The following is a 26,311-nucleotide window of genomic DNA, read 5'->3' on the forward strand; positions in this document are numbered from 1 at the left end:
GCTCCCGCCGGCGCACGGCGCATTCCCGTCGACCCGTCAGAGCGCGGACACCCAGTAGCGGTCGAACGTCATCGTCCCGTTGCCCGACGCGCCGGTGCGGGTGCCGGTCGTCGTGGTGGCCAGGGTGTACCAGGACTCGACGTAGTCCGGGTCGTCGGTCCACCAGGACGACGGCATCGCGTCGATCACGGCGTTCACCAGCGGGATGTACGCGCCCTGGTCGGTGATGGTCAGCAGCACCGCCGCCAGCGCTTTCGCCAGCGAGGAGTAGTTGGTGTTGCCGTCGTCCTCCATCATCACGACGTCGGCCAGGTTGTACTTGTACAGCGACCAGTTCACCAGGATCTGGTTCGGGTAGTACGTCTTCTTGGCGTCGTCCAGGTACGGCATGGTCACGGTGTCGACCCGCACCTTGCCGTCCAGGCCGAAGCCGGTCACCAGGTCGAAGATCTCCGCGGCGCCCTTGAACCACGGCTCCTTCACGTCGTTGACCGTGACGGAGGTGACCCGGGTCGTCCAGAACCCGGTGGCGGCCGCAGCGCTGTTCACCGGCGCGGCCGCGACCGGGCTCTGCAGACCCGCGGCGGACAGCTCCTTCTGCAGCACCTTCATCCCGGCCTCGGTGGCCTTGTCGGTGTCCACGTCCACCAGGTAGACCGGCCGGTCCGGCGCATGGTCGGCGGCCAGCTCGTACGCCTTGCCGGTGCTGTCGTACGCGACCACCACGGCGGCGTTGTCGTCCGACGGCGAGGACGCCACCAGCGGCTCGACACCCTCGGCGGCCGCGCCCACCAGCCGCACCTGGAGCAGCGAATCGACGTCCGCGCCCAGCCCCTTGGCGTCCGCCACCTGACGGTCCGCCTTGGCGATGTGCCCGCCGAACCCGGCCGCACCCTTCGTCGCCGACCCGGCCGTCAGCCCGTGCAGCCCGACCGCCTTGCCCTGGGCCACCGCACCCGAGACCTGACGCTGCCACGCCTTGTCGCCCAGCGACAGCGCCAGCGAACGCGCCGCGCCGTCCTCGATGACGTCCACAGCCGAGGCCCGCGCCGCAACGCGCTTCGATTCGTGAGCGGGCGCCGCCGAAGCGAACCCCTGAGCCGCCGTCACGGCCAGCCCGGTCAACGCCAGACCGGTCACCACCGTACGCAGCCGCCGTGCAGAGTGCAGGGAGAACAAGAGGGAGCCTCCACCTGTCGCCGCCCACCCGACTTCCGGGCAGGCCATGGACGCCGAACCCGGGTCGGGTCCGACGCAGTTGGTTCCTGGAGCGGACCCATGGTGAGGCATTGGACGTCTACGCGAATAGACCCCATGCAACCGTCCAGTACGGTCGATCACGAAACACCCGAAATGTCTGGCAGGTACGCGCGAAAGTTGCGCGGGCGCGAAGCGGAGAACTGGCCCCGGGGGACATTCCGCGCGACGGACCGAATCGCTGTGCAGGCACGGGAGTTGTTCTCCCGGCACCGGGCGGACGCGGACGGCGTCCGCCGGCTGCTGCACCCCGCCGTGGCCGCTCGAATCCGTGCGCCTCTCGAGTGGCCCGGACGCGTTACCTATCAAGAGACCCGCAACGGAAGGACAGACCGCAATGACGGCCGAGTACCCCGGCAGGACCCTGCGCGTCGGCACGCGTAGCTCGCCGCTCGCCCTCGCCCAGACGGACATGGTGATCGCCGCCCTGCGCGCACACGTCCCCGACCTGGTGGCCGAGGTCGTGCCGGTGACCACCGAAGCGGACCTGTGGCAGGGCGACCTCGCCCAGCTCGGCGGCAAGGGCCTGTACACCAAGCAGATCGACGCCATGCTGCAAGGCGGAACGGTGGACCTGGCCGTCCACTGCATGAAGGACGTGCCCGGGGACGTGCCGTTGCCGCGCGGGCCGGTCTTTGCCGCCTACATGGAACGCCCGGACGTACGGGACGTGCTGCTGTTCCCCGAGGGCTCCGAGCACCGCACTCTCGCCGACCTGCCGCCGGGCGCGATCATCCTGTCGTCGGCGGTCCGCCGGAAGGCGCAGATCCTGCGGGCCCGCCCCGACGTGAAGGTCGTCCGGGTACGCGGCGCGGTCGGGAGCCGGCTGGAGAAGCTGGACGGCACGCGGAAGATCGACGTCCACGCGGACGGCACGGTCCTGGCGATGGCCGGACTGGCCCGGCTCGGGATCGAACGGTCCGGCTACGTGTTCGGCATGGACGAGATGCTGCCCGCCGTCGGCGCGGGCGTCCTCGGACTGGAGTGCCGCCAGGAGGACCGCGCCACGACGGCACTGCTGGAGAAGGTCAACCACCCGAAGACCCAGCGGGAGGTGACCGCGGAACGCGTGCTGCTCCACAACCTTCGCGGCCACTGCAACAGCCCCATCGCCGCGTACTGCACCACGGAGCCGGACGGGCAGATGTCCCTGCGCGGCATGGTGTTCGACCGCGAGGGCTCGAAGTTCGCCAACGCGATGATGTGGGACGAGCACCGGGGAGACCCCGCCGTCCTCGGGGCCCGCGTCGCCGCCGAACTCCTCCGCCAGGGCGCACGCGAGATCATCGCGGGCATCCCGCACTGACCCGCCGTCACCTGACCCCGCCCGTGACCCTTCCGGTGGGTTCCGGGAACAGCGCCGCACGGACGGTGTCCGCGACGTCCGCCGGGGAAGTGGTGGCCAGATACCGAACTATCTGTGCCTGCGTGTCTGCCAGTGTGTGGGGCAGGTTCTCGGGGGTGAGCCGGCACGGTGCGATCCCGGCCCGGAACTCGGGGCGATCGAGCGCGGTACGCACCAGGGCTTCCGCCAGGTCGAGCGACATGCGCTCCCGCAGGGCGAAGGTCAGGTGCAGGGAGGGATCGGGATCGTCCGGGAGGCAGTGCGGGCTGTGGACCCACCCGCGCGGGATGACCAGCGTGTCACCGGGTTCCAGGTCGTACACCGCGTACGGCTCGGCGCTGTTCCACCGCTCCTGCATCTCTGCCGTCCACATGGCGGGGGACGCAAGGTACTCGTCCACCGGGAACTGGACTTCGGGACGCCACAGCGGCCAGCGCTTGCGACCGTGAAGGTGTGTCACCACGGCCAGGAACTGGTCCCAGTGGTGCGTGAGTCCTTGTGCGCCGGGCGGGGTGACCAGGCCCGAGACGAACATCGTGCATCCGGTCTCTGCTTCGATCTCGCGGCACAGTTCGGCCAGGTACGGCACTCGCGTCTGCAGGTGCCGCAGATTGACCGTGTGCCCGCCCTCGAACAGCTCCCGCAACTTCCCGGGCCGCAATTTGCCGTCCCGGGAGAACCGTCCCGGGTGCGCAGCCTTCCCATCCTTCACGGCGGCCGTGAACGCGGGATCCGTCAGCCCGTGGTCGATGTAGGCCCCATGAGCGGAAGCGTGATCCGCTCGTCCAACTCGGACCCGCCGCGACGGTACACCGCGGGTTCGATCGGGCAGTCACGTAGCAGTGCTTCGGCCCCCTGGGGACCGACCAGCGTGGCAAGCGCCATGCAGTCTTCTCCGATCACGAGAGAGGGTGCGGGCATGGAGTACGGGGGTGGAACCGGTTCGGGCATGCGACCACCGAAGCGCTGAACATGCGTTCGCCCGACAGGTAGTGGACCCACACCACGTCGGTGCCGTGGGTAAGGGCCATCGTGGCGTACTCCACTTTTGCCGCGGTTCCGATATCCACCGGAGCCCCGTCCGTACGCTGGGCCGGCGGGTACTGGTCGTACATGCCGGCCAGCCACTCGGCGGCTTCCTTGGGCTCCGCCCAGGTCTGCCGCGCAAGGCAGGACGGGCGACGCAGCAGCCAATGCCCTGTCTGCATGGGCGGAATCGTCCGTTGCTCGAACGGCATGTGCGCTTCCTGGTCCGGCGCCTTCATACCGGAGACCATCATTTGCCACGCTGTGTCGAACGGGGCGGGGCGCCGCAGATACTCGGCGTGGTACTGATCGGGCCTACCGAGCCACGGGCCGTAGCCGTGGAAGTGGGCGAGATTCGTCACGGGCTATCCTCCACGGAGCGGGGGTTGCTGGTCCGACTGAGACTCGGACCAACAACCCCCGTGTGATTCAGTGGTGCGTCAGTCTGGAACTCAGGCCGCCGCGCCCCGGATGGCGTTGATCCGGGCGGCGAGGGCGTCCAGCTCGGCCCCGGTGAAGCGGAGCAGCGGCGAACCATCGCCCAGCTTGCTGTCGCCGAGGGCGTAGGCGTCCACCGGGCCCGGGATGGCACCGATGGTCGCGCACGACTCGGACTCGCCGTCGCCGCTGTTGCCGCCGCACACCTTGGCCAGCACCAGGCCTTCGGTCGGCAACTCGTACAGGTTGGTCTTCATTTCTCCTCCAAGGGATGATCGAGTGTCCGGTCGATCGGGTGACCGGCCGGGTGCTGCACCCGTTTCGCTCGCGGGGTTGGCACGCGACCCGAACGGGAGTTGTCGGGGGCTACTCGGTGGAAAGGCCGGGGCATGTGTCCACCGGACAGTGCTGGCGATTTCGTGCGACGTATCGGCCTGCAACCCCCGATCACGGCGAGCGCCATGGCGATGAGGCACGCCACCCACCGCAGCCGGCAGTGCGAACGCGAGCACCGCGCCAGCCGGTGCAGCACCAAATCCGAGCACCACAAGGCCCGTCAAGGCAGTCAAGCGCGTCACCGCTTACCCCGCCTTGCCACCGATGACGGCCGCCATGTCCGCACGGACCCGTTCATTGACGGTCGGCTCCCTTACCTTGAGCGGATCGGCCGTCCACGGCTCGCCGTTGCCGAAGGACCCGGCGAGCCGCCACCGTTCGCCCTCCATACCGCGGAACCTGCCGAGTCGGCCCGTGGACGTGTCGACCAGCAGTTCGCCGGCGGTCGGGACCGCCTTGATCGCGTGGAGCACCGACGCACCTGTGAGAACGGCGAACGCCAGCTCCTTGCCGGGGTCAATGTCCAAGCTGCCGAGTGCCAGCCGACAGTCGCCCGACTCCGTCTGTTCCACCTTGAGTCCCGGCAGTGCGACACCGATGGAGTTGAGCGCACTCCCCAGGTAGGCGCATGCCGTACGCGCCTGCTCGAAGTGTTCTGCCCGACGTTGTGCAAGTAGCTCGTTGGTCACGCTGTCCCCGATCGCTCCGAACCGTGCGGGGACACAACTTTGCGTGCCACAACAGGTCGTCGGACAGGGGGTAGCCGCTTGGGGTAGCCAGGCCCTTTAGGCCGCTTCCACTTCAGCCATCAACAGACGTAGCGTCAGGGATCTTTTGTTCGAAGGAAGTTGACTGAGCGCCGCCCGCGCATACGCCACTCCGCCGACACGATCGCCTGCCTGAGCGAGCATGAGGCCGCGATGCAGCTCAAGATGCGTGGCGAACCGCGGAAGTGAGGGCGGAAGCAACAAGCGTGCTTGCTCCTGAGCGTGTTCGGCCCGTTTCTCCTCACCGAGCCGAGCGAGCAGCAGAGACGAAAAGACGTTCATCCGCCACTCGGGCACCGCGTAGTCCGACTGCTCGTCCGCTGGTGAGGCAACCCGCTCGAAGACTCGCCACCCCTCGTCGTTGAGCTGCAAAGCTGCCCGCCGGTCGCCGCGGATCGCGGCAGCGTGTGCCTTGCCCATGAGCGCATTGAGTCGGCCGAGGGACGGCCGCGAGTCGACCGCCAGAGCCTGGTCGGCGAACCGTTCCGCGACCGCCAGCGATGCGCCTTCATAGCCGAGTGCGATCGCAGCGCGCCCCCGCACCCATACCCGAGCAGCCTGGTCGTCGGACCGGTCGGCTGCAGTTGCCGCCATGCCGTACCAACCCGTGGTTCGTGCCGCGTCGGTGCCAGGGAACGTCTTGGCGAACAGAGTTGCGAGCCGGGCGGCCACCTCCCACATGCGCGGGCCCTCGGCTTGCCGCTGCAGCACCACCATGTCCGCGGCGAGACGGCGTTGGATCTCCTCCGCACCGGACGACATGTAGTCCCGGCCGTAGATGTAGAGCCGTTCCTGCCAGTCGTCCAGGGACGGCCCGCCGCGGAGAGCAGTCGCGAAGCCGTGGGACAACAAGTCCGAGGCAGTCGCGGGCGCTATGGCTGTCGCGGCAACGTTCGTCAAGAAGGATCGTCGGTTCACGTCCGCACTCTCAAGAGCGTGAAGGGGCACCTGCAAGGCGGTAGCCAAATGACGTAGCCAGAGCGGGCCGGGCTTCCGTCCCTGGTATCCGTTCTCCCACCGGCTGATCAACTGCCGTGTCACCGTCGTACGGTTGCCCAACTCATTCAGCTTCGCCGCAAGTTGGTCCTGAGACATGCCCAGTCCACGGCGCAACTCTTCGATCAGACTCCCCACCGCCGTCGTCATGACCGGCAGCCTACGCCGGACCGCACCACAGGGCCCTCCACTTGATTCCCCCCTGCGGGGGACGCAGCACCTGTGCAGCCAATCGCGACAACTCGACCGCCAGGACGGCGTCGGCCCGAAGGCATCGACGCGGTTGCCGGCGACAACGGTGACCCCACGGCACGGTCGACCAGCGCACCCAGAAGACCCCGGAAACGGCAAGGCCCCGCCCCGACCGCCCGCGTGGGCAGGACAAGGCGGGGCGTGTGTGGTGCTGCGCGGGTTTCCCTGATCTTCACGTCCACTCGGAGCGGCGCGACGCGGAAGGCGCCCTGACCGCCATCGGCGATTACGGGACAGCCCTTAACTCAGGTTCTTCTCCAGCGCCGCCAGGTAGTTGCGCATGAAGTGGTCCCGGATGCCGTCGCTCGCCGGGGCGAAGGCGTCGGCCGTCAGGCCCTTCGCGTGGTCGGGGAGGGTGCCGAGGAGGCCTGCGTTGTCGTGGATGCGGCCGGCGGAGTCGATGTAGCGGGCGGTGTCGACGTGGGTGAAGGCCGGCTCGGGTGGGAGTTGGGGGACGATGTCGTTGTTGTTGACGAAGCGGTAGGTGCGGTCCTTGAAGCCCTTGTTGTACGCGGCGGCGAGGAGTCGGTCGCAGGTGCGGGGCTGGCCGAAGGTGACGACGCCGTCGGCCTGGAGCTTGGGGTCCTCCAGGTAGAGGCGGGCGGCGGCCAGCATGGCGAGGGCGCCGCCGAGGCTGTGGCCGGTGAACCAGAGGGTCTGGCCGTTGTCGCGCAGGTCGGCGATGGTGTCGCGGACGGTGGGGAAGACCGAGTTGAGCGCCTCGGCGAAGCCGTAGTGGACGTAGCCGGTGTCGGCCGGGCCGGGCCAGGGCGGGGTGGTGCCGTCGGAGAGCCAGTCGCGGATCTCCTTGGGTTCGGTGCCGCGGAACGCCGTGATGATCATCCGGTCGCTGGCGGCCGTGTAGGCCTGGGTGTCCTGGAGCGGGAACGGCGGGGTGAACGCGGTGAAGTGGTGGCGGACCGTCGGGAGCCCCCAGTCGTGGGCCTGCTGGTCGATGGTGGCGTCGTCCTTGTAGGCGAGGTCAGCGGCCTTCGCCAGCCAGTAGGCGTGCGGGAGGCTGTAGCCGGTGACGGATTGGTCGAGCGTGGTGGGGACGGCCACGGGAGGTGTGTCCTTTCCGGAGGGGTGGCCGCCATCGTGCGCCGCGGCGGCGGCCGTGGCCCGGCAACCGGGGGTCGGACACGGCGGCGCTGCGGAGCGCGGTCCGCGCACACGGGCAGTGGTCACGCCCGAGGGGGCGCGCGCCATGAGGGCGGTTGTCGCGGCGGGCGCACGGCCCGGATGATGGGGACGATCCCGTAACTGCCAATCCCTGGAGCGCGTTTCGTGGCGGCCGACCCCAGTCCCGAGGCCGATCTGTGGCTGCTGCTCGGCCCCTTCGTCCGCGACGCCCCGACGACGCATCGCCTCGCTGCCGCCCTCGCCGAGGCCTTCGGCCCGAGGTTCGCGGCCGTGCCGACCGACCGGCTGCTGCTGGGCGTGACGGGCGGGAAGCTGACCCTGCACGACCTGACGGGCCGCCGGATCGAGCCGCCCCGGGTGGCGGTGGTCCGCCTCGCGACGACCTCGCTGAGCATGGACCGCGAAGTCACCCTGATGCGCCAACTCGAAGCACTCGGAACCGAGTTGGTCAACCCGATGGACGCGACCCTGACCTGCGTCAACAAGTTCTGGCAGCTCCAGCGCCTCGCCGAGGCCGGCCTGCCGGTCCCCGACACCCGCACCCACACCGACGCCCACCCGGGCCGGGCGGTGGCGGCCGGCATCCCCGAGCCGTGCGTGGTGAAGTCGGTGCGCGGCAGTGGCGGCCGCCGGGTGTTCCTGGCCCCGGACGCCGCGACGGTGGCGGACCTCCAGGGCAGCCTGCGCACCGACGTGCCGTTCCTGTTCCAGCGCTACGTGCGGCACTCGCACGGCCGCGACCTGCGGGTGATCGTGGTGGACGGACGGGTGGTGGCCGCCGGCGAGCGCCGGGCGCCCGACGGCCGCCTCCAGTCGAACACGGCGGGCGGCGGCGTCCTCGAGGCCTGCCTCGGCCGCTACCCGGCGGCGGAGCAGCTCGCGGTGCGGGCCGCCGAGCGGCTCGGCCTGGTGTTCTGCGGCGTCGACCTGCTCTTCGAGGAAGGCAACGCTGCCACGCCCGAGGCCAACGCCTCCACGGCCGGGGGAAACGCTGCCAAGCCCGAGGGCGACGCCTTCACGGTCTGCGAGGTGAACGCCAACGCCGCCTGGGGCGACCGGATGCCGGACGTCACCCCCGCCCTCGTCGCCGCGATCGCCAAGCGCCTGCCGTCGCGAAGCCTGCCGTAGCGTCAGATCCGGTATGCCGCAACGTACTTCGAAGCGTCAGAACCGAACTCGCCGCCCCACCGCGCCAGCGTCTGCTGCGCGAAGGTCCGCCCGGTGGCGGCGATCTCGTCGAGCGGGTCGAGGTAGCCGGGCACGTGCGGCGGTTCGAGGCCGGCGGCGACGCGGGCGTCGAGGCCGGCCCGGGCGAGGCGGAGGAGTTCGGCGGCGAGCGGACGGACGGGGGTGCCGCCGAGGCGGGTGTCGAGGCCGCGGGTGGGGAGTCCGGCGCGCGCGGCGCGGTGCTCGGCGGCGCTGTGGTGGCCGGTCAACTCCCAGGCGGCGTCGCAGGATTCGCGGTGGTAGCTGAGTCCGGTCCAGAGCGCGGGGAGGGCGCCGAGGTGGGGGTGGGGCGGTCCGTCGGCGCCGCGCAGTTCGAGGGTGTGGCGGACGCGGGTGTCGGTCCACAGTTGGGAGAGGTGGGCGGCCCAGCGGCGCGGGGCGTCGTCGAGGCCGTCGCGCAGCAGTTCGGCGAAGCTGCGGTCGGGGGCGCGGTGGTAGCGGCCGTCGTCGGTGCGGTAGTGGATCAGCGGGATGTCGAGCGCCCAGTCGACGAGGTCCTCGGCGCCGACGTCGGGCCGCAGTCCGGGTGGCAGCAGGCCGGCCCGGCGCGGGTCCATGCGCAGCCAGGCCCAGCTGCGGTGCGACAGCAGCCCGCCCGAACGTCCTTCGTGGAGCGGCGAGTTGACGAGCAGCGCGGAGATCACGGGGGCGGCGGCGGTCTGCATGCGCAGTTTGCGGGTGAGGTCGGCGGGGTCGAGGAAGTCCAGGGTGGCCTGGGTGGAGAGCGAGTGCGCCATCACGTGCGGGGCGCGGGCGCCGCCGGGGCCGAGGTCGGCGAAGTACTGGCGCATCAGGGCGCCGCGCGACATCGGCACCCATTCGACGTCGGCGAGCCGGCCGAAGGGCAGGTTGCCGCCGGGGACGAGGGCGAGGCCGAAGCCGGCGGCCAGGTCGGCGAGCCGGGCGAGGGCGGCGCGCACCTCGTCCATGGTCTTGCCGACGCCGGGCCCGGGGGTGGAGGAGTACTCGATCTGCCCGCCGTGTTCGAGCGTGACGGTGCTGCCGTCCGGCAGCCGGACGCCCGTCAGGCAGTCGCCGTCCCACTCGGGTTCGCCGCCCCAGTGTTCGGCCACTGCCTCCAGGACGGCGCGGACGCCGCGCGGCCCGGAGTAGTGCGCCCCGATGCCGGTGGCCGGGTCGAGCAGTCCGCACTCGACCTCGACGCCGACCTGCTCGACGGCGCCGGGAGGAGGCGCCAGCGGGGCTAGCAGTTCGGCGCGTTCCATCACGGGGCGCTCACCAGTGCGTTCCGTCACGGCACGCTCACCGGCGCGTCCCGTCACCGCGCGCTCACCAGTGCGTTCCGTCACCGCGCGCTCAGCGGCGCGTCCCGTCACGGCGCGCTCACCGGGGCGGCGGCGCGCGTGTCCCGGGCGTGCGAGAGGAGCGTCCCGACCGCGCCGAGCGCGGACTGCGCGGCGCCCTGGCACCAGGCGTGCGCGCCGGAGAGGTGTTCGCCGGCGAAGAAGATCCGCGGCCGGTGCGCGGGGTGGGGCGCGCCGAGCACCGACAGGTAGCGGGTGTGTTCGCCGGGCGTGAGGTGGGCGAACGCGCCGCCGCCCATGCCGGTCTGGACGTCCCAGTTGCAGTGCACGAGGTCGTCGATGTCGCCGGTGATGCCGGGGTGCAGCTTCTCCAGGCAGTCCAGCACCAGCGCCTCCCGGTCGGCGGCTTCGAGCGCGGCGAACCGGCGGGCGTTGGCGCCCCACAGGTAGGCGGCGAGCAGCACGGCGGGTTCGGCGGAGCGCAGCGGGTCGGCGGCGCCCCAGCGGGGGGTGCCGGAGCCGTTGACGCCGCCGTCGGTGCGGACGGCGTTGTCGGACGGGTACCAGCACTGCTGGATCGGCAGGTCGGTGAAGCTGCCGCCGCCGTGGATGCCGTCCTCGATCTCCCAGCGGCGGCGGGTGACGTGCAGCAGGGTCTTGGCGCTGGAGGCGTAGCTGATGCCGCGCACGGCGTGGCGCTGGGCGTGCGGCAGGCCGGGGGTGACGGTGATCTGGTCGAGCGCGGGGGCGGGGATGCAGCAGACCACGAAGTCGGCGTGGTCGTCGAGCCGGCCGCCGATCTGCCGGCCGTGGATCCGGACGCCGTCGCCGCGCAGCGCGAGTTCGTCGACCCGGGTGGACAGCCGCAGGGTGCCGGGGCGCAGCGCCCGGACGAAGGCGTGCACCAGGGCGTCCATGCCGTCGGCGAGTTCGACCTGGCCGCGGTGGAACAGGCCGAAGTAGTCGACGAGGACTTCCAGCAGCGAGGACTGTTCGTAGTGGGCGAGGCCGCTGGCGTGGCCGAACAGGTCCCAGGCGTCCTGCGAGAGGTGCTCGTGCACGTACTGCCAGAGCGAGACGGAGGCGGCGCGTTCGAGGGCCGGGTCGTCCCACCGGCCGTCGAGGGCGCGGCGCTGCTGTTCGACGGTGAGGCCCTGCCAGACGGGGGCGAGGATACGGTCGAACAGCGCGGACGGGGCGTGCCGTTCCTCGGGTCGCAGTGCGAAGGCGGGGAACAGCGAGGCGACGTCGTGGACCCGGACCCGGTTGCCGCGCAGGTGGTAGTAGGCCTGCGGGTTGGCGTTGACGAAGGGCCGGGTGGCCAGTCGGAACCGTTCGACGTAGTGCAGGACGCAGTGGTGGTTGGCGGGGATCCGCATCGCGCCGAGGTCGGCGTGCGTGCCGTCCCAGAACCGGTGGGTGCGGATCCGGCCGCCGGGCCGGTTGCCGCGTTCGTACACCACCACGTCGAAGCCGCGCCGCTGGAGCTCGTAGGCGCACACCAGGCCGGCGATGCCGGAGCCGATCACGACCACCCGGCCGCCGGGGCCGGCAGTGGGTGTGAGCAGGGCGCGGGGGAACGCAAAACTGGCGTCGAACATCGGGACCCCTTCGGTGCGCGTACCGCGCGGCGGCCCCACCGTTGCCCGCTACCGTCCGTGACCGGACCTCACCGCGCCTCCCGCACACCGTGCCACCGGGCCGCCGGGTTCGCATCCCGGTGGCCCGACGACAGCCGTCTTCTCGGGGCTCAGACCGGAGTCGTCGCTCCCTGCTTGCGCTGGAGCCAGAGGCCGGCGAGCGACACGGCCACGGTGAGGGCGAGGGCCAGCAGGGCATCGACCCGCGACTCGGCGAGCACGATCATCACCGCGTACAGGCCGAGCAGGGCGAGCAGCACGGCCCAGGTGAGGCCGGGGAACAGCCAGACGGCGGTGCCTTCGGCGGGGCGGCGGCCGTCGGAGCGGTCTTTCCGGCCGAGCACCAGGTGCGAGGCGGCGATGCCGATCCAGGTGACGTAGACGGTGTCGCCGGTGATGTCGACGAGCCGGCTGAACGCCTCGGTCGGGTGGGTCACCTGGAGCACCAGGCACAGGGCGGCCAGCGCGGAGGTGAAGAGGATCGCGGTGTGCGGGGCGCCGCGCCGGGAGATCCGGGCGAACAGCGCGGGCGCGTCCTTGTCGCGGGCCAGCGCGAACAGCATCCGGGAGCTGGCGTAGACCTGCGAGTTCATGGTGGAGAGCATCGCGGCGAACAGCACGATGTTCAGCACGGTGGACGCGCCCGGCATGCCCAGGTGGTCCAGGGTGGCGGCGAACGGGCTCTCGCCGACGGCGGCGCTGTTCCACGGGAGCAGCAGCACCACGACGGACAGCGAGCCGAGGTAGAACACGGTGACGCGCCACAGGATGGTGCGGGTGCTCTTGCGGATCGCGGCGGCGGCGTCCTCGGCCTCGCCGGCGGCGATCGTGACGATCTCGGTGCCGGAGAAGGAGAACATCGCGCCGGAGGTGGCGATGACGACGCCGCTGAAGCCCATCGGCAGGAGGCCGCCCTGGCCGAGCAGGTTGTCGGTGCCGGGGGCGGGTGTGCCGGGCAGCAGGCCGGAGACGGCGACCAGGCCGACACCGATGAACAGGGCGATCACGGCGACCTTCACCCAGACCACCCAGAACTCCATCTCGCCGTAGGCGCGAACGGAGCCGAGGTTGACGGCGGTGACGACCCCGAGCATCAGCACGGCGATCAGCCACACCGGGAGCGACGGGAGCCAGCCGTGGACGATCCGCCCGGCGGCGATCGACTCGATGCACATGCCGAGCGGCCAGCCGACCCAGTAGATCCAGCCGCTGGCGAACCCGGCCCAGCGGCCGAAGGCCATCCGGCCGTACACCGCGAAGGCGCCGGTGTCGGGGCGGCTCACCGACATCTCGGCGAGCATCCGCATCACCACGATGACGATCGCGGCGGTCAGCGCGTAGGCGATCAGCACGCCGGGGCCGGCCTGCTGGATGCTCACGCCGGAGCCGACGAACAGCCCGGCGCCGACCGCGCCGCCGATGCTGATCATGGTCATGTGGCGGCTGAGCAGGCTGCGCGACAGCTGTGCCCCGCCGGCCGCGACGGCCGTGTCGTGGGCGTCCTCCAGCAGCTGGGCCCCGGTGTTCTCTCTGACGTCGCTCACGATCGCAGCTCCACTCCGTGCCGGGTCTCCACCTGGTTCAGCAGCGCGCGGAACAGCGGCAGCCGCAGCTCCTCCACGGGCTCCAGCGCCTCGGGGTGCCACTGGACGCCGACCGTCCAGGCCGCCTCCGGGTCGACCGGTTCGATCGCCTCGACGCAGCCGTCGTCGGCGCGGGCCGAGACCCGCAGGCCCTCGCCGACCCGGTCCACCGCCTGGTGGTGCCCGGAGGCGACGGCGATCCGCTCGCGGCCGAACGCCTCGGCGACCTTGGTGCCGGCCGTCAGCGCGACCTCGTGGGTGGCCCACTCGACGCCGGCCGGCGGGTTGTGCGTGACGCCGGTCGGCGCCATGTCGACGTGCAGGGTGCCGCCGCGAAGGACGTTGAGCAGCTGCATGCCGCGGCAGATGCCGAGCATCGGCCGGCGGTGGTCGAGGGCGTACCGGAGCACGGCCTCGTCGAGCCGGTCCTGCACGGGGTTGACGTCGTACAGCGACGGGTGGTTCGCGTCCTCGCCGTACCGGGCCGGGTCGACGTCCCCGCCGCCGGGGACCACGAAGCCCGCGCAGGCGGCCAGCTGCTCGGCCGACGGGTTGCCGTCGGCGTCCGGCTCCAGCAGCACGGGCTGCGCGCCGGCGGCCCGGATCAGGCCGACGACCTCCTCGAAGATCGCGTTGGCCTCGCCGATCCGCACGTCGGCGCCTGGAGCGTCGCCGTCGCTGAGGCGGACAGGTATCCCGATGAGGGGTTCCGGGTGATCGGTGACGCTCATAGGCTCTCCCTGAACGGCTTGCGGATGAGATGCGAAATCTAGAAGATAGATTTCATGGATGGCAAGAGCTGGACGCAACACATCGAACCGGTGCGTGCGGCGGGGGCTGCCGAAGCCATCGCCCGCCGCCTCGGCGAACTGATCGGCGCACGGATCCTGGTCGGGGGCGACCGCCTGCCGCCGGAGAAGACCCTCGCCGAGCTGTTCGGCGTCGCCGTGATGACCGTCCGGCACTCGATGGCAGTGCTCCGCGAGGACGGCCTGATCGAGACCCGGCGCGGCCGCGGCGCCGGCACCTTCGTGGTCCCCGACATCCTCACCCGGATCGGCGAGTTGACCGCCCTGCACCCCTACACCCGCGCCGACATCGAGGAGTTGACGGCCTGGCGGATCGCCGTCTCCGGCGAGGCCTCCGCCCGCGCCGCCCGGCTGGCCTCCGACGCCGGCCTGGACCGGATGCGCGCACTCGAACTCGCCGCCGACGCGGTGGTCGCCGACGCCGAGGCATACCGCACCGCGGACGCCGGACTGCACCTGCACATCGCCGAACTCTCCGGCTCCCGGCGGCTGTTGGAGGCCGAACAGGGCATCCAGCACGAACTGACCCGGCTCCTCGCCGGCCACCCCGGCGGCACCGGCTCCCGCAGCACCCCCGACCAGCGCCACCGCGCCCTGGCCGGCGCGATCGAGGCCCGCGACCCGGCCCTGGCCCGCCGACAGTTCGCCGTCCACGCGGAGGCCACCGCCGACCTGTGCCTGCCGTTCGTGCAGGAGCCGGCCGAATCACAGCCGTGAGGCAGAATCGATGCCGATCGAGAGGGAGCCACTCCAAAGAGGGAACGGACGCACAGACATGTCTCCAGAGGAAAGCGGCAGCACCCGCGCGCCCCAGTCGAAGGACCACCAGTTGTCCCTGTACAGCCGCTATCTGACCGGTGCTCCCGCCGAGGAGGGTGATGACGTCCTGGTGGAGATCGGGGCCGGTGGGCGGAGCACTGATGTGGAGTTGGAGCGGCCCGACGAGGAGCCGGGCAGTGCGGACGACCGGATCACGGCACCGTACGATCCGTCCAAGATCGAGATTCAGACCCTCAACCCGACGATCAACCTGCTGATCTCCCGGCTGATCAACGGAATGATCGATCTCGCCCCGGATTTCCAGCGCAAGGCAGGCATCTGGTCGGACGAACAGCAGAGTCGGCTGATCGAGTCCCTGCTCCTGCGGATCCCCATCCCCTCTTTCTACGCCTCCGAACTCACCGACAGCTCGTGGGCCCAGGACAGTTCTTGGGCGATCGTGGACGGCATCCAGCGCCTCACCGCGATCGCGCGGTTCATCGCTCCCGAAGCTCTGGCGGAGTCGGGGATCGACTCCGGGCCGCTGAAACTGCGCGGCCTGGAGTACCTCAAGGACGATTTTGAGGGCAAGGGGTACAACGATCTTTCGGGGCGCATGCAGATTCGCCTCAATGAAAGCCAGGTCGTTGTCCACCTCATCCGCCCGGGGACACCCGAAGAGGTCAAGTTCAATATCTTCGCCCGTATCAACACGGGAGGCCTCCCGCTGACCCGGCAGGAGATCCGACACGCGCTCATCCCGGGCCCGGCCCGGAAGCTCCTGTCCTCGCTTGCCGAATCGCCGGAGTTCGCCTCGGCGACCGGCCACGGCGTCTACAGCGAGCGGATGGCGGACCGCGAGATGGTGCTGCGCTACCTGGCCTTCCGACTCGCCGACCCCAGCCGGTTCCGCAGCCAGGACTTCGACCAGTTCCTCGCTCGCACCATGCGCCAGGTCAATCGGCTCACCGATGACGAGCGGGAGGATCACGCCCAAGACTTCCGCCGGGCCATGGCCACGGCTGAGGAAATCTTCGAAGGCCACGCCTTCCGCAAGCAGTTCCCCGGCCAGACCCGACGCTCACCGGTGAACAAAGCCATTTTCGAAACGGTCTCCGTGAATCTGGCCGCGCTCTCGGAGCCTCGGCGAGCCGCGCTGGTACGCTCCCGCGAGCAGGTGGTCGAGGGATTTCAACAGCTCATGACCGACCGGAACTTCGAGCGGGCCGTGTCCGTGGGCACCGGCGACCGGGCCAAGGTTGTCGGCCGCTTCGCAAAGGTCCACGAACTCTTCAGCACCGTCCTGCAGAACAACGGGAGCAGCAGCCAGTGATCGAACAGTTGTCACTGACCAACTTCAAGGCGTTCCGGGCCGCCGACATCCGGCTGGCTCCGATCACGCTCCTCACCGGCCTCAACTCCTCGGGCAAGAGCACGGTCCTGCAATCCTTGGCGTTGCTTCGGCAGTCGTACGACTCCGGCATCCTCATGTCCACCGATGGGGACGCCGACAGCCGCGGGGGCTTCCTCCTCGACGGCGACCTCGTGGAACTGGGCACAGGCCAGGATCTCCTGCATGAGGACTTCACCACCGAACGGCCGGGCACGGATCCACTCATCTCCGTCGCATTCGACACCATCGACAAGGAGTCGTACGCCTGGTCCGCCCGGTACGCGCCGGAGCAGGATGTCCTGTTGCTGGACAACTCCCCACGTCCGACGGACTGGGGTGATCTCCCCCTGTTCTCCCGCCGCTTCCAGTACCTCAAGGCCGACCGGATCACACCGGCCACCACCTACCCCCGGTCTCATCATCAGGCCATCGGCCGAGGCTTCCTCGGTGCGCGCGGTGAACATGCCGTCAACTATCTGAGGCACCACGCACAGGACGTCGTACCGGACGGCCGCTCGCTCCGGCATCCGCAGGCAGACGGGCACACGCTGCTCGACCAGGTCGTCGCCTGGATGCAGGAACTGTGCCCCGGGGTCAACCTCGAAGCCTCGGAGATTCCCGGGATCGACTCGGTGCGCCTCAGCTTCGGATTCGGTGGCACTGCCGGCTTGGACTCCACCCGGCGCCGACGCCCGACCAACGTCGGCTTCGGTCTCACCTACGCCCTTCCCATCGTCGTGGCGTGCCTCACCGCCGGGCCCGGCAGTCTCATTCTGTTGGAGAACCCCGAAGCCCATCTCCACCCACGCGGCCAGTCCAGGATGGCCTCACTCATCGCCGCCGCGGCGTCCGCCGGCGCCCAGCTCATCGTTGAGACCCACAGCGACCACGTACTCGACGGAACCCGGCTGGCCGTCAAGCAAGGGCGTCTGACAGCAGCGGACACCGCAGTGCACTTCTTCCGGGGCAACGGAGCCGGAGTGGAGATCATCACCCCCACGGTCACCGACGACGGATCGCTCTCCGAATGGCCGGAGGGATTCTTCGACGAGTCGGAGAACACGCTCGACCAGTTGTTGGGCTGAACGCCCGCCTGTCAGTTCGGCAAGACCAAAGGGGGGCGCTCCATGGTGCTCATGTTCTTCAACGAGAAGTCTTGTGTCTCCGACTGCTCGCAGGAGGAGATCGGGCAGGCCATGCGCGATTTCGTACGGGTCTGCCAGGCGGTCCGGCGAGTGGACAACGGGGCGAGTCTCGTCAGCGAGGTCAGGTTGGAGGACTTGGAACTCGCACCTGGCTACTACCTCGCCCAGTGGCGGAACGAGAGCCGAAACCGCGACTACTGGCGGTTCATGCGGTTGCTCAACCGGAAGTCCCCGCACTCCACAGTGCTGCCGGCACCCCCCGATGACCAGGACGTCGAGTACCGCCACAACGGCGACCGGGTTCTCGGGCTGGCCGCCGCCCACCTGATGGACGCTCTGGCAGTCAGCCTTCCCACCACCCGGGCCTGGGAGGATTCTTGGCTGAATGTCGACTACGTCCTCCTCGACGAGGACGAGATCCAGGAGGACAGTGCAGAGGTTCGGCACGCTTCGACACCTGAGCATGTATCGGAACACGCCGACTGGATACGCGAGAGCGCGGCGGGCGCCGTCACCTCGGGCGCGCAGCTCTGGGAGGAACGCGAAAGCCTCTTCGCCTCACTCCAGTTCGCCCCCGGTGTGGAGGACGACCTGAGAAACCTTGCGAGTGTCTCCGTGCCCTCGGTCCGGGCGGCTCTGCTCGCACTCGACACAGCGGCAGCCAGCTGGAAACCGGGCGATTCGGAACCCGCGTGGCCCATCAAGGTGGTGCCCGAGAGTGATACCCGGATCAATCTCGGGCTGTGCAACTTCACTGACAGCGACGGAACCAAGCGGCTGTTCAGCCTCCATACCCGGTTTCGACCGAAGCCCGGCCGTATCCATCTGCGGGTGGTCACCGAGGAGGGGCGGGTCCGAATCGGCTACATCGGCCGAAAGCGGCTGGCGGAGGACGTCCCGCGCAGGTCGCGGCGAGTGTGAGAAGGGCCTCCTCAGCACCCGGTCGAGGGTGTCGGTACCTGCGTCGACCGGGTGCCGAGGCGCACGGTCCGGCACGGCCTGACGACCGACCGGACCGCTGCCTGTTCACTGCGCGCCTGCCACCCGCCGGCCGGCCCTCGGAGGCGCTTCATCAGAAGCCGAGCGGCGTGTAGGTGGACATCGTCTGCGCGAACGCCTGTCCGCCCGCGGGTGCGGCGGCGACCGGGAAGACGGAACGTGTGGACAAGTCGGCCCCCTCGGGTTTCGTTGCGGTGCCCGAGAGCGCCAAGTGCGAGTAGATATTCCGTCAACACCCACTGACGGCGATGCCGTACCGCGCCTGTGGGAAAATTCGCAGGTGAGTGCCATATCGTCGCCCCGGACACCGGCCCAGTTGTGCGCGAATCCCGACTGTTCGCAGCCCACCGCCTACCGGACGCGTTCACGCGACGCCTGGTGCGACGAACACATCACCGGCATCCTCCGGGCCGGCGGCCTCGAACCGCTGGAACCGTTCGACAGGCCCACCGCCTGGCGGCTGACCAGGTGCCTGGCCTGCGGGTGCGAGGCGCACTACCGGTTCGACTACACGCTGGACAAGAACGCGGCGGGCGAGGCGACCTGCCGGGCCTGCTACTGGCGCGGATGGGCGCTGGACGTCCGCCGGAACCAGGGCCCGTACGCGGACCTGACGCCGGTTCCGGTCGAGCAGGCCCGCGCGCAGGCCGAACAGCACGGCTACGACCATCTCGCCGCACTGACCGAGCCGTCGTACGCCGAGGACCCGCACCACGTCCGTTGCCGGTACTGCGGGCGGCTGAGCGCCGATCGGCTCGGCGACATCGCGTTCGGCTGCCGGTGCCGGACCAACCCGAGCCGGGCCCGGCAGACGTCCGACGCGCCCGGCGAGAAGAAGCGCGACCTGCTCAAGGACTCGGGGCTGCCCGTCCTCGACTGGTGGGACCACGAGGCCAACGACGCCGCGCAGTGGGAGACCGTCACCGTCACCGCGCTGCGCGAGGCCGCCTGGCGCTGCCCCGAGTGCGACCTGCGGTTCCGCGCCCGGGTCAGCCACATGCTGCACAGCCGGGACTGCCCGGCGTGCGCGCCGAAGCGCCGCGCCGAACGGGAGGACGAGCTCGCCCGCCTGGCGGTGACACCGGTCGCCGACCTGCCCGAACTCCTCGCAGCCTGGGCCGACGAGGACGACCCGCACGCGGTGACCGTCGCCGGCGACCACCGGCTGCGCCGCTTCCGCTGCCCGCAGGGCCACCACCCGAGGGTGACGCCGCTGCGGTACCTGGAGGCGGGCTGCCCGTCCTGCCGGAGCCTCAAGACCTCCGCCGCCCGGAAGGAGGCCGAGGCCGACACCCCGTTCCGGCTGAGCCCGGAGATCGCCGGCCAGTGGCACCCGACCCGCAACGGCCGCACCGACCTGGCGAAGATCTCCCCCAGGTCGCGCCGGACGCTCTGGTGGCTGGACCCGAACTGCGGGCACGAATGGCAGGACACGCCCGAGCAGCGCGACAAGGGGCAGCGGCTGCGCTGCCCCGGGTGCCGCACCATCCTCGACTCGCTGGCCTTCCACTTCCCCGACCTCGCCGCCGAGTGGTCGCCCGCCAACCCGCTCTCCGCCTGGCAGGTCCGCCCGACCGCGCAGACCGCGTTCGTCCCGGCCTGGACGTGCTCCGACGGGCACGGCTGGCAGGCGCCACTGGCCTCCCGGGCGAACGGCAGCGGCTGCCCCGAGTGCCAGGAACACGGCAAGTCGCAGGTGGAACTGGCCCATCACGCGGCCGCGCAACGCGCCTTCGGCGCCGCCGCGTCCGGCCGGACCGTCCGCCACGACGCGTTCGCCCGGCGCGGCACCTGGACCGTCGACATCACCGCGCCCCTCCCCGACGGCCGGACGCTCGCCATCGAGTACGACGGCTCCTACTGGCACGCCGACAAGGCCGACCTCGACACCGAGAAGTCCCTCGACCTCCTCGCCGCCGGCCACCTCGTCGCCCGCCTGCGCGAACACCCGCTCCCGCCCCTGCCCGTCCAGCACCCCGACTACGTCGAATTCACCGTCCACTCGTCCGCTCCCCGGCCCGACGAGGTGATCGATCGGGTGCGGAACTGGGCGACGGCCGACCGGAGTTGACACCGCTCGCGACGGCCCCCGCACCGGCCAGCACGGCCCCGTGGGCGTCATCAGATCGGCCGCTTCAGGTCCGGCCTGCCGGGTCATCGGCGATCCGGCCGCCCGGGGTGTCCAGGCCTGGCCCGCCGCCAGGCGTCGCGTGCGGTTTGGACGGCGTCGACGGCACGCAGCCATCGGCCTTCGATCCAGTCCCGGACCGACAGACGGGCCGAGGTCCATCGGAACCACCACGGCAGCCGGCGGAACGGGATGAACGTCAGCGCATCCTTGATCGCCGTATCCGCCACCCCGCCCAGCCCTTCGGCCCGCAGCGCCGCGAAGATTCCGGGAGTCAGCCGGCCCGAGGTCCTGGCGAGGTCGCCGGCCGCCACGCAGGCCGGCTTGCGGACCTCGAACCGAGTGGCTCCCAGGGCACGCTCGACCCTCGCCGCGACGGCCTCGAAGTCGTCGCTCGCGAAGACGAGTTCGATCACCGCGGCACCGACGTCGGGGTCGTCCCGGTCGAGGGCGGCGTCGACTGCAGCGAGCCGGCTATTCGAAGCTCACCCCCGCGATCTTCGACTGGAACGCCTGCGCGTGACCGGCCACCGTCTCCGCCTGGTCGTGCATCATCCGCGCGTGCTCCTCCAACGCGTCCGGGTCGATCCGGAACCCGCTGCCGCCACCGCCGCCGCCCGAGACCCCGATCGCCGACTCCGCCGCCTGGAACACCAGCCCCTGCACGGCGTTGGCCACCGTGTCCACCAGCGGGCCGATCGCGGCCTCCACCACCTGGGCGACGATGTACTGCTCCAACTGCTGTTCCAGGTAGTTGATCAGGCGCTTCGCGGTCTCCTCGATCAGGATCACCGCGGCCTCCGCCGCACCCAGCGTCGCCACCGCCGCCGCCTGGTCCGCAACGAACGCGGCTGCCAGCGCGATGAGTTCACCGATCGTCTCGATCTTCATCGCCACGATCACGTCCGCCGCGATGTCCAGCGCGTCCGCGACGACGTGACAGGCCTGCACCAGCTCGTTCAGGTGGCTCTCGGAGAGCGACGCCCACTTCGCCAGCAGCGCCTCGTACGAAGCCCCCTCGTACGCCTGCCCCAGCCGCTGCACCGTCGCCGTCGACTCCTGGTGCACCGACTCCACGTTCTGCGCGAACTCCCGCACGTGCGAGCCGAATTCACGCACCTTGTCCTCGTTCACCGTCGGCCAGTTGATACCGATGAACGACAGGAACTCCACTACCTCGCCCGGCAGTTCGATCGCCACGCCACGCCCTCCCCCGACGGCACCCGCAGGTCCGTTCGACCGTAGCCGAGGCCCGGCATGCGGGGGCGAACTTTTCAGATCTCGTGACCGGGTTCATGACGGAGCGCCCGGCCGGAACGCCTGCCGGCATTCCGAAGGGGGGGTCGCGCGGTGTGCGCCCGTAGAATGCGACACCGAACTGTCGTGGGCCCGGCCTGCGGCTTCCGGCGGCGATACGGACGGAGGGAGCCCGGTGCCCAGCCAACGGTCCATCAACGAGGCGGAGCGGCTCGTCGGGGCGAAGCTCGGCGGAACGCCCGTGCGGGCGGAGCGGATGGCGGCGGTGGCCAACATCTACCGGGCGGCGTCCGCGGTGCGGCAGCACCTGGAGAACTCGGTGCTGCGCGGCTCGGACCTGACCTGGACCGCGTTCGTGGTGCTCTGGGTGGTGTGGGTGTGGGGCGAGTCGGAGACCCGGCGGGTCGCCGAGGAGGCGGGCATCTCCAAGGGGACGCTGACCGGGGTGTCGCGCACCCTGGAGTCGCGCGGCCTGCTGCGGCGCGTCGACCACCCCACCGACGGACGGCTGGTGCTGCTGGCGCTCACCCCGGAGGGGGAGGAGTTCATGCAGCGGGTGTTCCCGGCGTTCAACGAGGAGGAGTCGTTCGTCACCGCGCAGTTGAGCGACGCCGAGTGCGAGAGCCTGGCCGACGGGCTGCGCCGGGTGGTGCTCCAGGTCGAGGAGCACGGCGAGGACCGCCGCTGCTCGCTGCTGAACGGCGAGGAGCCGGCCCCGCGCCGCAGCGGCCGGCGTCCTCGGGGCTAGGAGCCTGCCGCCTCCCGCGCCAGCGCGTGGAAGATCGACTGCTGCACCGGGTCCTGCTGCGCGGTGTCCTCCGGGTGCCACTGCACCGCCGTCAACCACCCTGCGTCGCCCGCGAGTTCGAGTGCCTCGACGGTCCCGTCGGCGGCCCGGGCGGTGACGGTCAGCCCCTCCCCCGGCCGGTCCACGTGCTGGTGGTGGTAGCAGGACGCCTCGGCGACGGCCGCGCCGCCGGTGGCGCGGGCGAGCGCGGAGTCGGGGGTGAGGGCGACGGGGTGGCGCAGGTGCCGGTGCTCGTGCTCGGGGCCGCCCATGTCCTGGTGCAGCGTCCCGCCGAGCACCGTGTTGACGACCTGGAGGCCCCGGCAGATCGCCAGTGTCGGCACCCGGCCGTCGATCGCGGCCCGGGCGAGTGCCAGGTCGAACGCGTCCTGCTCGTCGTCCACGTCGTACACGGCCTCGTGCACGTCGGCGCAGCCGTAGCGGTGCGGTGCGAGGTCTCCGCCGCCGGGCAGCAGCAGCCCGTCGAACCGGGCGAGCCGCTCCCGCACCTCGGCAGGGTCGGCGACCCCGCCGGGCGCGTGCGGGTGCAGGGAGACGGGCTCGCCGCCGGCCCGCCAGACGGCCTCGATCAGGGCGCGGGCGTTGACCTCGGCGGCGTACCGCAGCGCGGAGGTGGAGGCGGCGAAGCGGGCGGGGACGGCGATCAGCGGGCGGGGGCTCATAGGTGGATCCATGTGGTCTTGAGTTCGGTGTACTTCTCCAGCGCGTGCGCGGACTTGTCGCGCCCGTTGCCGGACTGCTTCATGCCGCCGAAGGGGACGGTGAGGTCGCCCTCCTCGTAGCAGTTGACCCAGACCGTACCGGCCCTGAGGCTGCGGGAGACCAGGTGGGCGGTGGACAGGTCGGAGGTCCACAGGCCGGCGGCGAGGCCGTACTCGGTGGCGTTGGCGAGGGCGACGGCCTCGTCGAGGTCGTCGAAGGCGAGGACGGACAGCACGGGGCCGAAGACCTCCTCGCGGGCGAGGCGGCTGCCGGGGGCGACCTGGTCGAAGACGGTCGGTTCGAGGTAGCTGCCCCCGGTGTCGGCGCCGCACCGGGCGCCGCCGGTGCGGAGCCGGGCGCCGTCGGCGAGGGCGGCGTCGACGTGGCCGAGGACGCGGTCGAGGTGGGCCTCGCCGACCAGCGCGCCCATCTCGGTGGCGGGGTCGAGCGGGTCGCCGACCCGCAGTGCGCGGGCGCGGGCCACCACGGCCTCGGTGACCTGTTCGGCGACCGAGCGGTGCACCAGTAGCCGGGACGGCGCGGTGCACATCTCGCCCTGGTTGAAGAAGATGCCCCAGGCGGCGGTCGCGGCGGCCCGGTCCAGGTCGGGGGCGTCGGGCAGGACGATGTTGGGCGACTTACCGCCGAGTTCCAGCCAGACCCGCTTGAGGTTGGAGTCGGCGGCGTAGTGCAGGAATTGACGCCCGACGGCGGTGGAGCCGGTGAACGCCAGCACGTCCACGTCGGGGTGCAGGCCGAGCGCCCGCCCGGCCACCGGGCCGTTGCCGGCGACGACGTTGAGCACGCCGGGCGGCAGTCCGGCCTCCAGGCCGATCCGGCCGAGGCGCAGCGCGGACAGCGGCGAGTTCTCGGAGGGCTTGAGCACCACCGTGCAGCCGGCGGCCAGCGCGGGCGCGATCTTCCAACCGGCCAGTGTCAGCGGGAAGTTCCAGGGGACGACCGCGCCGACGACGCCGGCGGGCTCGCGGGTGACGAGGGCGAGCGCGTCGGGCGCGGTGTGCGGGGATTCGTCGGTGAGTTTGTCGGCGAGGCCGCCGTACCAGCGGAAGGTGTTGACGACGGCGCGGAGTTCGATGTCGTGCGCGTCGGTGACGGGCTTGCCCATCTCCAGGCTGACGGTGAGCGCGAGTTCCGTCCGGTGCTGTTCCAGCAGGTCGGCGAAGCGCAGCAGCACCCTGCCGCGTTCGGTGGGCGACAGCCGGGGCCAGGGGCCTCGGTCGAAGGCCCGGCGGGCGGCGGCGACGGCCGCGTCCACCTCGGCCGCGCCGCCGTCGGCGACCTCGGCCAGCACCCGGCCGTCCCGGGGCGACACCACGGCGAACGCCTTCCCGCCGCCGGCCTCGTCGGCGCCGTCGATCAGGTGCGCGGTGACGGGTCGCAGGGCCTCGGCCCGGCGCAGCCAGTCCTCGTGGGTCATGCGGGTCCTCCAGGAAGGGCGGCCGCGCGTCCGGGTGCCGGACGCGCGCCGCGGTCGAACTATCGGGAAGCCGAACGCCGTTGCCGGATCCGCTGGTTGACCACTCCGGCCGCCAGCACCACGGGCACCGACAGCACCAGCCACAGGGCGGTGCTCAGCTGTCCGCCGATCAGGGTGGTGAAGTTGGCGAGGATCAGCCAGATGGCGCCGGCGATGCCGAGGGCGCCCAGCACGGGGGCGATCACGGTGTTCCACAGCCGGGTGTCGACCCGGTTGCGGCGGAAGTACACCACCACGGACACCGAGGTCAGCAGGTAGAGCAGCATCATCGCGAGCACGGCGAGTCCGCTGAACCAGGAGAACAGGGTGAGCACCGGGTCCTGGCCGGCCACCGCGAACGGCACCACCAGCAGCACGGCGATGACGGTCTGCACCCGTCCGGCCGCGGCCGGCGCGTGTCGACCGTTCAACTGTGCCAGCGCGGGCGGGAGTTGGCCGTCCCGGCCGAGGCAGAACAGGTAGCGGGCGGCCGAGTTGTGGAAGGTGAGGACGCCCGCGAAGAGCGAGGTGGCGAGCAGCACCGGGAGCACGCTGTTCACCCAGCCGCCGAACAGGTCGGCGATGGGCGCGAACACGAACCCGGCGGAGTCGCCGGCCTCCAGCGCCGCGTTGGCCGCCGCCGGGGCCTGCGAGGCGCCATGGGCGGAGATCAGCGACCAGGAGGTGAGGGCGAAGAATCCGGTGACCACCAGCACCGAGAGGTAGGTGGCGCGGGGCACGGTCTTCTTCGGCTCGCGGGCCTCCTCGCCGTAGATGGCGGTGGCCTCGAAGCCGAACATCGACGCCAGGGCGAACATCACGGCGATGCCGGGCGCGCCCTGGAGGGCGGACGACGGGGAGAAGCTCGCGCTCACCCCGAGGCCCTCGGGGCCGCCGCCCTTGAACAGCGTGACCAGGCCGAACACCAGCAGGATGCTGAACTCGGCGAGCACGAACGCGGCGAGCACCTTCGCGCCCATCTCGATGCCGGTCGCGCCGAGCGCCTGCACCACCGCCATGGTGACCAAGGTGTAGACCCACCACGGGAGATGGAGCGGGGTGTGGTCGGCGACCAGCGAGGAGACGATGGAGCCGTACAGGCCGTACATGCCGGCCTGGATGGCGCAGTAGGCGAACAGCGCGACGCTCGCGCCGCCCGCTCCGGCGGTCCGGCCGAGGCCGGTGCCGATATAGGTGTAGAAGGCGCCCGCGTCGACGACGTGCCGTCCCATCGCGATGAAGCCGACGGAGAACAGCAGGATCACCACGCCGGCCACCACGTAGGCGGCGGGGGTGCCGGATCCGTTGCCGATGGCGACCGAGATCGGGGCGGCGCCGGCGATGCCGGTCAGCGGGGCCTGGCCGGACAGGACGAAGAAGAGGATGCCCAGGACGCCGAGGGCGTTGGGCTTGAGGGTGGCACTGGTGGGGGCGTGCCGCACGGTCCGCTCGTGGGAAGCCGTCTGACTGTCCACACGGATCACCTGCCAGATCGAAGTGGGGGGAATCGTTTCAGGTCAAACGAGTTGCCTCATCGTGGAGGCGGGCGATCCGTTTGG

Annotated in this window: 24 protein-coding genes; 8 read left to right on the forward strand and 16 right to left on the reverse strand. The window is 71.0% G+C overall.

Annotated elements, in window-relative coordinates:
• Positions 1 to 36: 36 nt before the first annotated feature.
• Positions 37 to 1,035, reverse strand: a complete 999-nt coding sequence (locus tag AMK19_RS17350; RefSeq protein ID WP_241844448.1) for a DUF3103 family protein — start codon at positions 1,033 to 1,035, stop codon at positions 37 to 39.
• 559 nt (positions 1,036 to 1,594) lie between these two features.
• Between AMK19_RS17350 and hemC the strand changes: the two genes are divergently transcribed.
• Complete coding sequence (gene hemC, locus AMK19_RS17355) at positions 1,595 to 2,563, forward strand: hydroxymethylbilane synthase (RefSeq protein ID WP_073812677.1); 969 nt, start codon at positions 1,595 to 1,597, stop codon at positions 2,561 to 2,563.
• Between the two features lie 7 nt (positions 2,564 to 2,570).
• Here hemC and AMK19_RS17360 read toward each other — a convergent pair whose 3' ends face one another.
• The 6 genes from AMK19_RS17360 to AMK19_RS17385 all read right to left on the reverse strand — a co-directional run bounded on the left by AMK19_RS17360 (position 2,571) and on the right by AMK19_RS17385 (position 7,479).
• On the reverse strand, positions 2,571 to 3,248 hold the full coding sequence (locus AMK19_RS17360; protein WP_158071917.1) for a JmjC domain-containing protein: 678 nt from the start codon (positions 3,246 to 3,248) through the stop codon (positions 2,571 to 2,573).
• A 253-nt stretch (positions 3,249 to 3,501) separates the two neighbouring features.
• Positions 3,502 to 3,990: a hypothetical protein gene (locus AMK19_RS17365; protein ID WP_073812680.1), complete on the reverse strand. Its 489-nt coding sequence runs from the start codon at positions 3,988 to 3,990 to the stop codon at positions 3,502 to 3,504.
• Between the two features lie 90 nt (positions 3,991 to 4,080).
• The gene (locus AMK19_RS17370) at positions 4,081 to 4,323 is read right to left on the reverse strand and encodes a hypothetical protein (RefSeq protein ID WP_073812681.1); all 243 of its coding nucleotides are present in this window, start codon (positions 4,321 to 4,323) and stop codon (positions 4,081 to 4,083) included.
• 324 nt (positions 4,324 to 4,647) lie between these two features.
• Positions 4,648 to 5,091: a hypothetical protein gene (locus AMK19_RS37285; protein WP_241844449.1), complete on the reverse strand. Its 444-nt coding sequence runs from the start codon at positions 5,089 to 5,091 to the stop codon at positions 4,648 to 4,650.
• A 96-nt stretch (positions 5,092 to 5,187) separates the two neighbouring features.
• Positions 5,188 to 6,315, reverse strand: coding sequence for a helix-turn-helix transcriptional regulator (locus AMK19_RS17380; protein ID WP_073812684.1), 1,128 nt, complete (start codon positions 6,313 to 6,315; stop codon positions 5,188 to 5,190).
• Between the two features lie 342 nt (positions 6,316 to 6,657).
• Positions 6,658 to 7,479, reverse strand: coding sequence for a lipase family protein (locus tag AMK19_RS17385; RefSeq protein ID WP_073812686.1), 822 nt, complete (start codon positions 7,477 to 7,479; stop codon positions 6,658 to 6,660).
• Between the two features lie 225 nt (positions 7,480 to 7,704).
• Here AMK19_RS17385 and AMK19_RS17390 point away from each other — a divergent pair, with 225 nt between their 5' ends.
• Positions 7,705 to 8,688: a RimK family alpha-L-glutamate ligase gene (locus AMK19_RS17390; protein WP_073812688.1), complete on the forward strand. Its 984-nt coding sequence runs from the start codon at positions 7,705 to 7,707 to the stop codon at positions 8,686 to 8,688.
• A 2-nt stretch (positions 8,689 to 8,690) separates the two neighbouring features.
• On the opposite strand, the gene AMK19_RS17395 is transcribed toward AMK19_RS17390, so the two are convergent.
• The 4 genes from AMK19_RS17395 to AMK19_RS17410 form a co-directional block, all read right to left on the reverse strand.
• Positions 8,691 to 10,043 (reverse strand): glutamate-cysteine ligase family protein, encoded by a 1,353-nt coding sequence (locus AMK19_RS17395; RefSeq protein WP_143200250.1) that lies wholly within the window; start codon positions 10,041 to 10,043, stop codon positions 8,691 to 8,693.
• 77 nt (positions 10,044 to 10,120) lie between these two features.
• Positions 10,121 to 11,653, reverse strand: a complete 1,533-nt coding sequence (locus AMK19_RS17400; RefSeq protein ID WP_073812691.1) for a flavin monoamine oxidase family protein — start codon at positions 11,651 to 11,653, stop codon at positions 10,121 to 10,123.
• Between the two features lie 149 nt (positions 11,654 to 11,802).
• Positions 11,803 to 13,236: an amino acid permease gene (locus AMK19_RS17405; RefSeq protein WP_083646953.1), complete on the reverse strand. Its 1,434-nt coding sequence runs from the start codon at positions 13,234 to 13,236 to the stop codon at positions 11,803 to 11,805.
• Positions 13,233 to 14,006, reverse strand: coding sequence for a gamma-glutamyl-gamma-aminobutyrate hydrolase family protein (locus tag AMK19_RS17410; RefSeq protein ID WP_073812692.1), 774 nt, complete (start codon positions 14,004 to 14,006; stop codon positions 13,233 to 13,235). The genes AMK19_RS17405 and AMK19_RS17410 overlap by 4 nt, the downstream gene beginning before the upstream one ends.
• Positions 14,007 to 14,060: 54 nt before the next feature.
• On the opposite strand from AMK19_RS17410, the gene AMK19_RS17415 reads away from it, so the two are divergent.
• From AMK19_RS17415 to AMK19_RS17435, 5 genes are all read left to right on the forward strand, one after another.
• Positions 14,061 to 14,801 carry a FadR/GntR family transcriptional regulator gene (locus AMK19_RS17415; RefSeq protein WP_073812694.1) on the forward strand — a complete coding sequence of 247 codons (741 nt, stop codon included), beginning with the start codon at positions 14,061 to 14,063 and terminating at the stop codon, positions 14,799 to 14,801.
• Between the two features lie 112 nt (positions 14,802 to 14,913).
• Entirely contained in the window at positions 14,914 to 16,176 is a 1,263-nt protein-coding gene (locus tag AMK19_RS17420) for a DUF262 domain-containing protein (RefSeq protein ID WP_241844450.1), read from the forward strand.
• Positions 16,173 to 17,321, forward strand: a complete 1,149-nt coding sequence (locus AMK19_RS17425; RefSeq protein ID WP_073812695.1) for an AAA family ATPase — start codon at positions 16,173 to 16,175, stop codon at positions 17,319 to 17,321. Before AMK19_RS17420 ends, AMK19_RS17425 begins: the two co-directional genes overlap by 4 nt.
• A gap of 42 nt (positions 17,322 to 17,363) precedes the next feature.
• Positions 17,364 to 18,302 (forward strand): hypothetical protein, encoded by a 939-nt coding sequence (locus AMK19_RS17430; RefSeq protein WP_073812697.1) that lies wholly within the window; start codon positions 17,364 to 17,366, stop codon positions 18,300 to 18,302.
• A 358-nt stretch (positions 18,303 to 18,660) separates the two neighbouring features.
• Positions 18,661 to 20,451, forward strand: coding sequence for a zinc-ribbon domain-containing protein (locus tag AMK19_RS17435; RefSeq protein ID WP_143200251.1), 1,791 nt, complete (start codon positions 18,661 to 18,663; stop codon positions 20,449 to 20,451).
• 83 nt (positions 20,452 to 20,534) lie between these two features.
• On the opposite strand, the gene AMK19_RS17440 is transcribed toward AMK19_RS17435, so the two are convergent.
• Positions 20,535 to 20,924 (reverse strand): hypothetical protein, encoded by a 390-nt coding sequence (locus AMK19_RS17440; RefSeq protein WP_073812699.1) that lies wholly within the window; start codon positions 20,922 to 20,924, stop codon positions 20,535 to 20,537.
• Between the two features lie 58 nt (positions 20,925 to 20,982).
• Positions 20,983 to 21,708, reverse strand: a complete 726-nt coding sequence (locus AMK19_RS17445; RefSeq protein ID WP_073812700.1) for a WXG100-like domain-containing protein — start codon at positions 21,706 to 21,708, stop codon at positions 20,983 to 20,985.
• A 232-nt stretch (positions 21,709 to 21,940) separates the two neighbouring features.
• Here AMK19_RS17445 and AMK19_RS17450 point away from each other — a divergent pair, with 232 nt between their 5' ends.
• A complete protein-coding gene (locus AMK19_RS17450; protein ID WP_073812702.1) occupies positions 21,941 to 22,513 on the forward strand; it encodes a MarR family winged helix-turn-helix transcriptional regulator in 573 nt (190 codons plus the stop codon).
• On the opposite strand, the gene AMK19_RS17455 is transcribed toward AMK19_RS17450, so the two are convergent.
• Genes AMK19_RS17455 through AMK19_RS17465 form a run of 3 tightly spaced genes read right to left on the reverse strand, consistent with a single transcriptional unit; the run spans position 22,510 to position 26,227 of the window.
• Entirely contained in the window at positions 22,510 to 23,235 is a 726-nt protein-coding gene (locus AMK19_RS17455) for a gamma-glutamyl-gamma-aminobutyrate hydrolase family protein (RefSeq protein ID WP_073812703.1), read from the reverse strand. The two genes, AMK19_RS17450 and AMK19_RS17455, sit on opposite strands and share 4 nt — an antisense overlap.
• On the reverse strand, positions 23,232 to 24,713 hold the full coding sequence (locus tag AMK19_RS17460; RefSeq protein ID WP_073812705.1) for an aldehyde dehydrogenase: 1,482 nt from the start codon (positions 24,711 to 24,713) through the stop codon (positions 23,232 to 23,234). Before AMK19_RS17460 ends, AMK19_RS17455 begins: the two co-directional genes overlap by 4 nt.
• 59 nt (positions 24,714 to 24,772) lie before the next feature.
• The gene (locus AMK19_RS17465; RefSeq protein WP_073812707.1) at positions 24,773 to 26,227 is read right to left on the reverse strand and encodes an APC family permease; all 1,455 of its coding nucleotides are present in this window, start codon (positions 26,225 to 26,227) and stop codon (positions 24,773 to 24,775) included.
• Positions 26,228 to 26,311 lie beyond the last annotated feature (84 nt).

Origin of the sequence: Kitasatospora sp. CB01950 (genome assembly GCF_001905465.1) — a bacterium.
In the GTDB taxonomy this organism is placed as follows: Bacteria; Actinomycetota; Actinomycetes; order Streptomycetales; family Streptomycetaceae; genus Kitasatospora.

Bases quoted from the DNA above. Each gene is read 5' to 3' on its own strand.
- hemC (WP_073812677.1), top strand. From the start codon at position 1,595: ATGACGGCCGAGTACCCCGGCAGGACCCTGCGCGTCGGCACGCGTAGC.
- AMK19_RS17370 (WP_073812681.1), bottom strand. From the start codon at position 4,323: ATGAAGACCAACCTGTACGAGTTGCCGACCGAAGGCCTGGTGCTGGCC.
- AMK19_RS17380 (WP_073812684.1), bottom strand. From the start codon at position 6,315: ATGACGACGGCGGTGGGGAGTCTGATCGAAGAGTTGCGCCGTGGACTG.
- AMK19_RS17400 (WP_073812691.1), bottom strand. From the start codon at position 11,653: ATGTTCGACGCCAGTTTTGCGTTCCCCCGCGCCCTGCTCACACCCACT.
- AMK19_RS17410 (WP_073812692.1), bottom strand. From the start codon at position 14,006: ATGAGCGTCACCGATCACCCGGAACCCCTCATCGGGATACCTGTCCGC.
- AMK19_RS17415 (WP_073812694.1), top strand. From the start codon at position 14,061: ATGGATGGCAAGAGCTGGACGCAACACATCGAACCGGTGCGTGCGGCG.
- AMK19_RS17430 (WP_073812697.1), top strand. From the start codon at position 17,364: ATGGTGCTCATGTTCTTCAACGAGAAGTCTTGTGTCTCCGACTGCTCG.
- AMK19_RS17455 (WP_073812703.1), bottom strand. From the start codon at position 23,235: ATGAGCCCCCGCCCGCTGATCGCCGTCCCCGCCCGCTTCGCCGCCTCC.
- AMK19_RS17460 (WP_073812705.1), bottom strand. From the start codon at position 24,713: ATGACCCACGAGGACTGGCTGCGCCGGGCCGAGGCCCTGCGACCCGTC.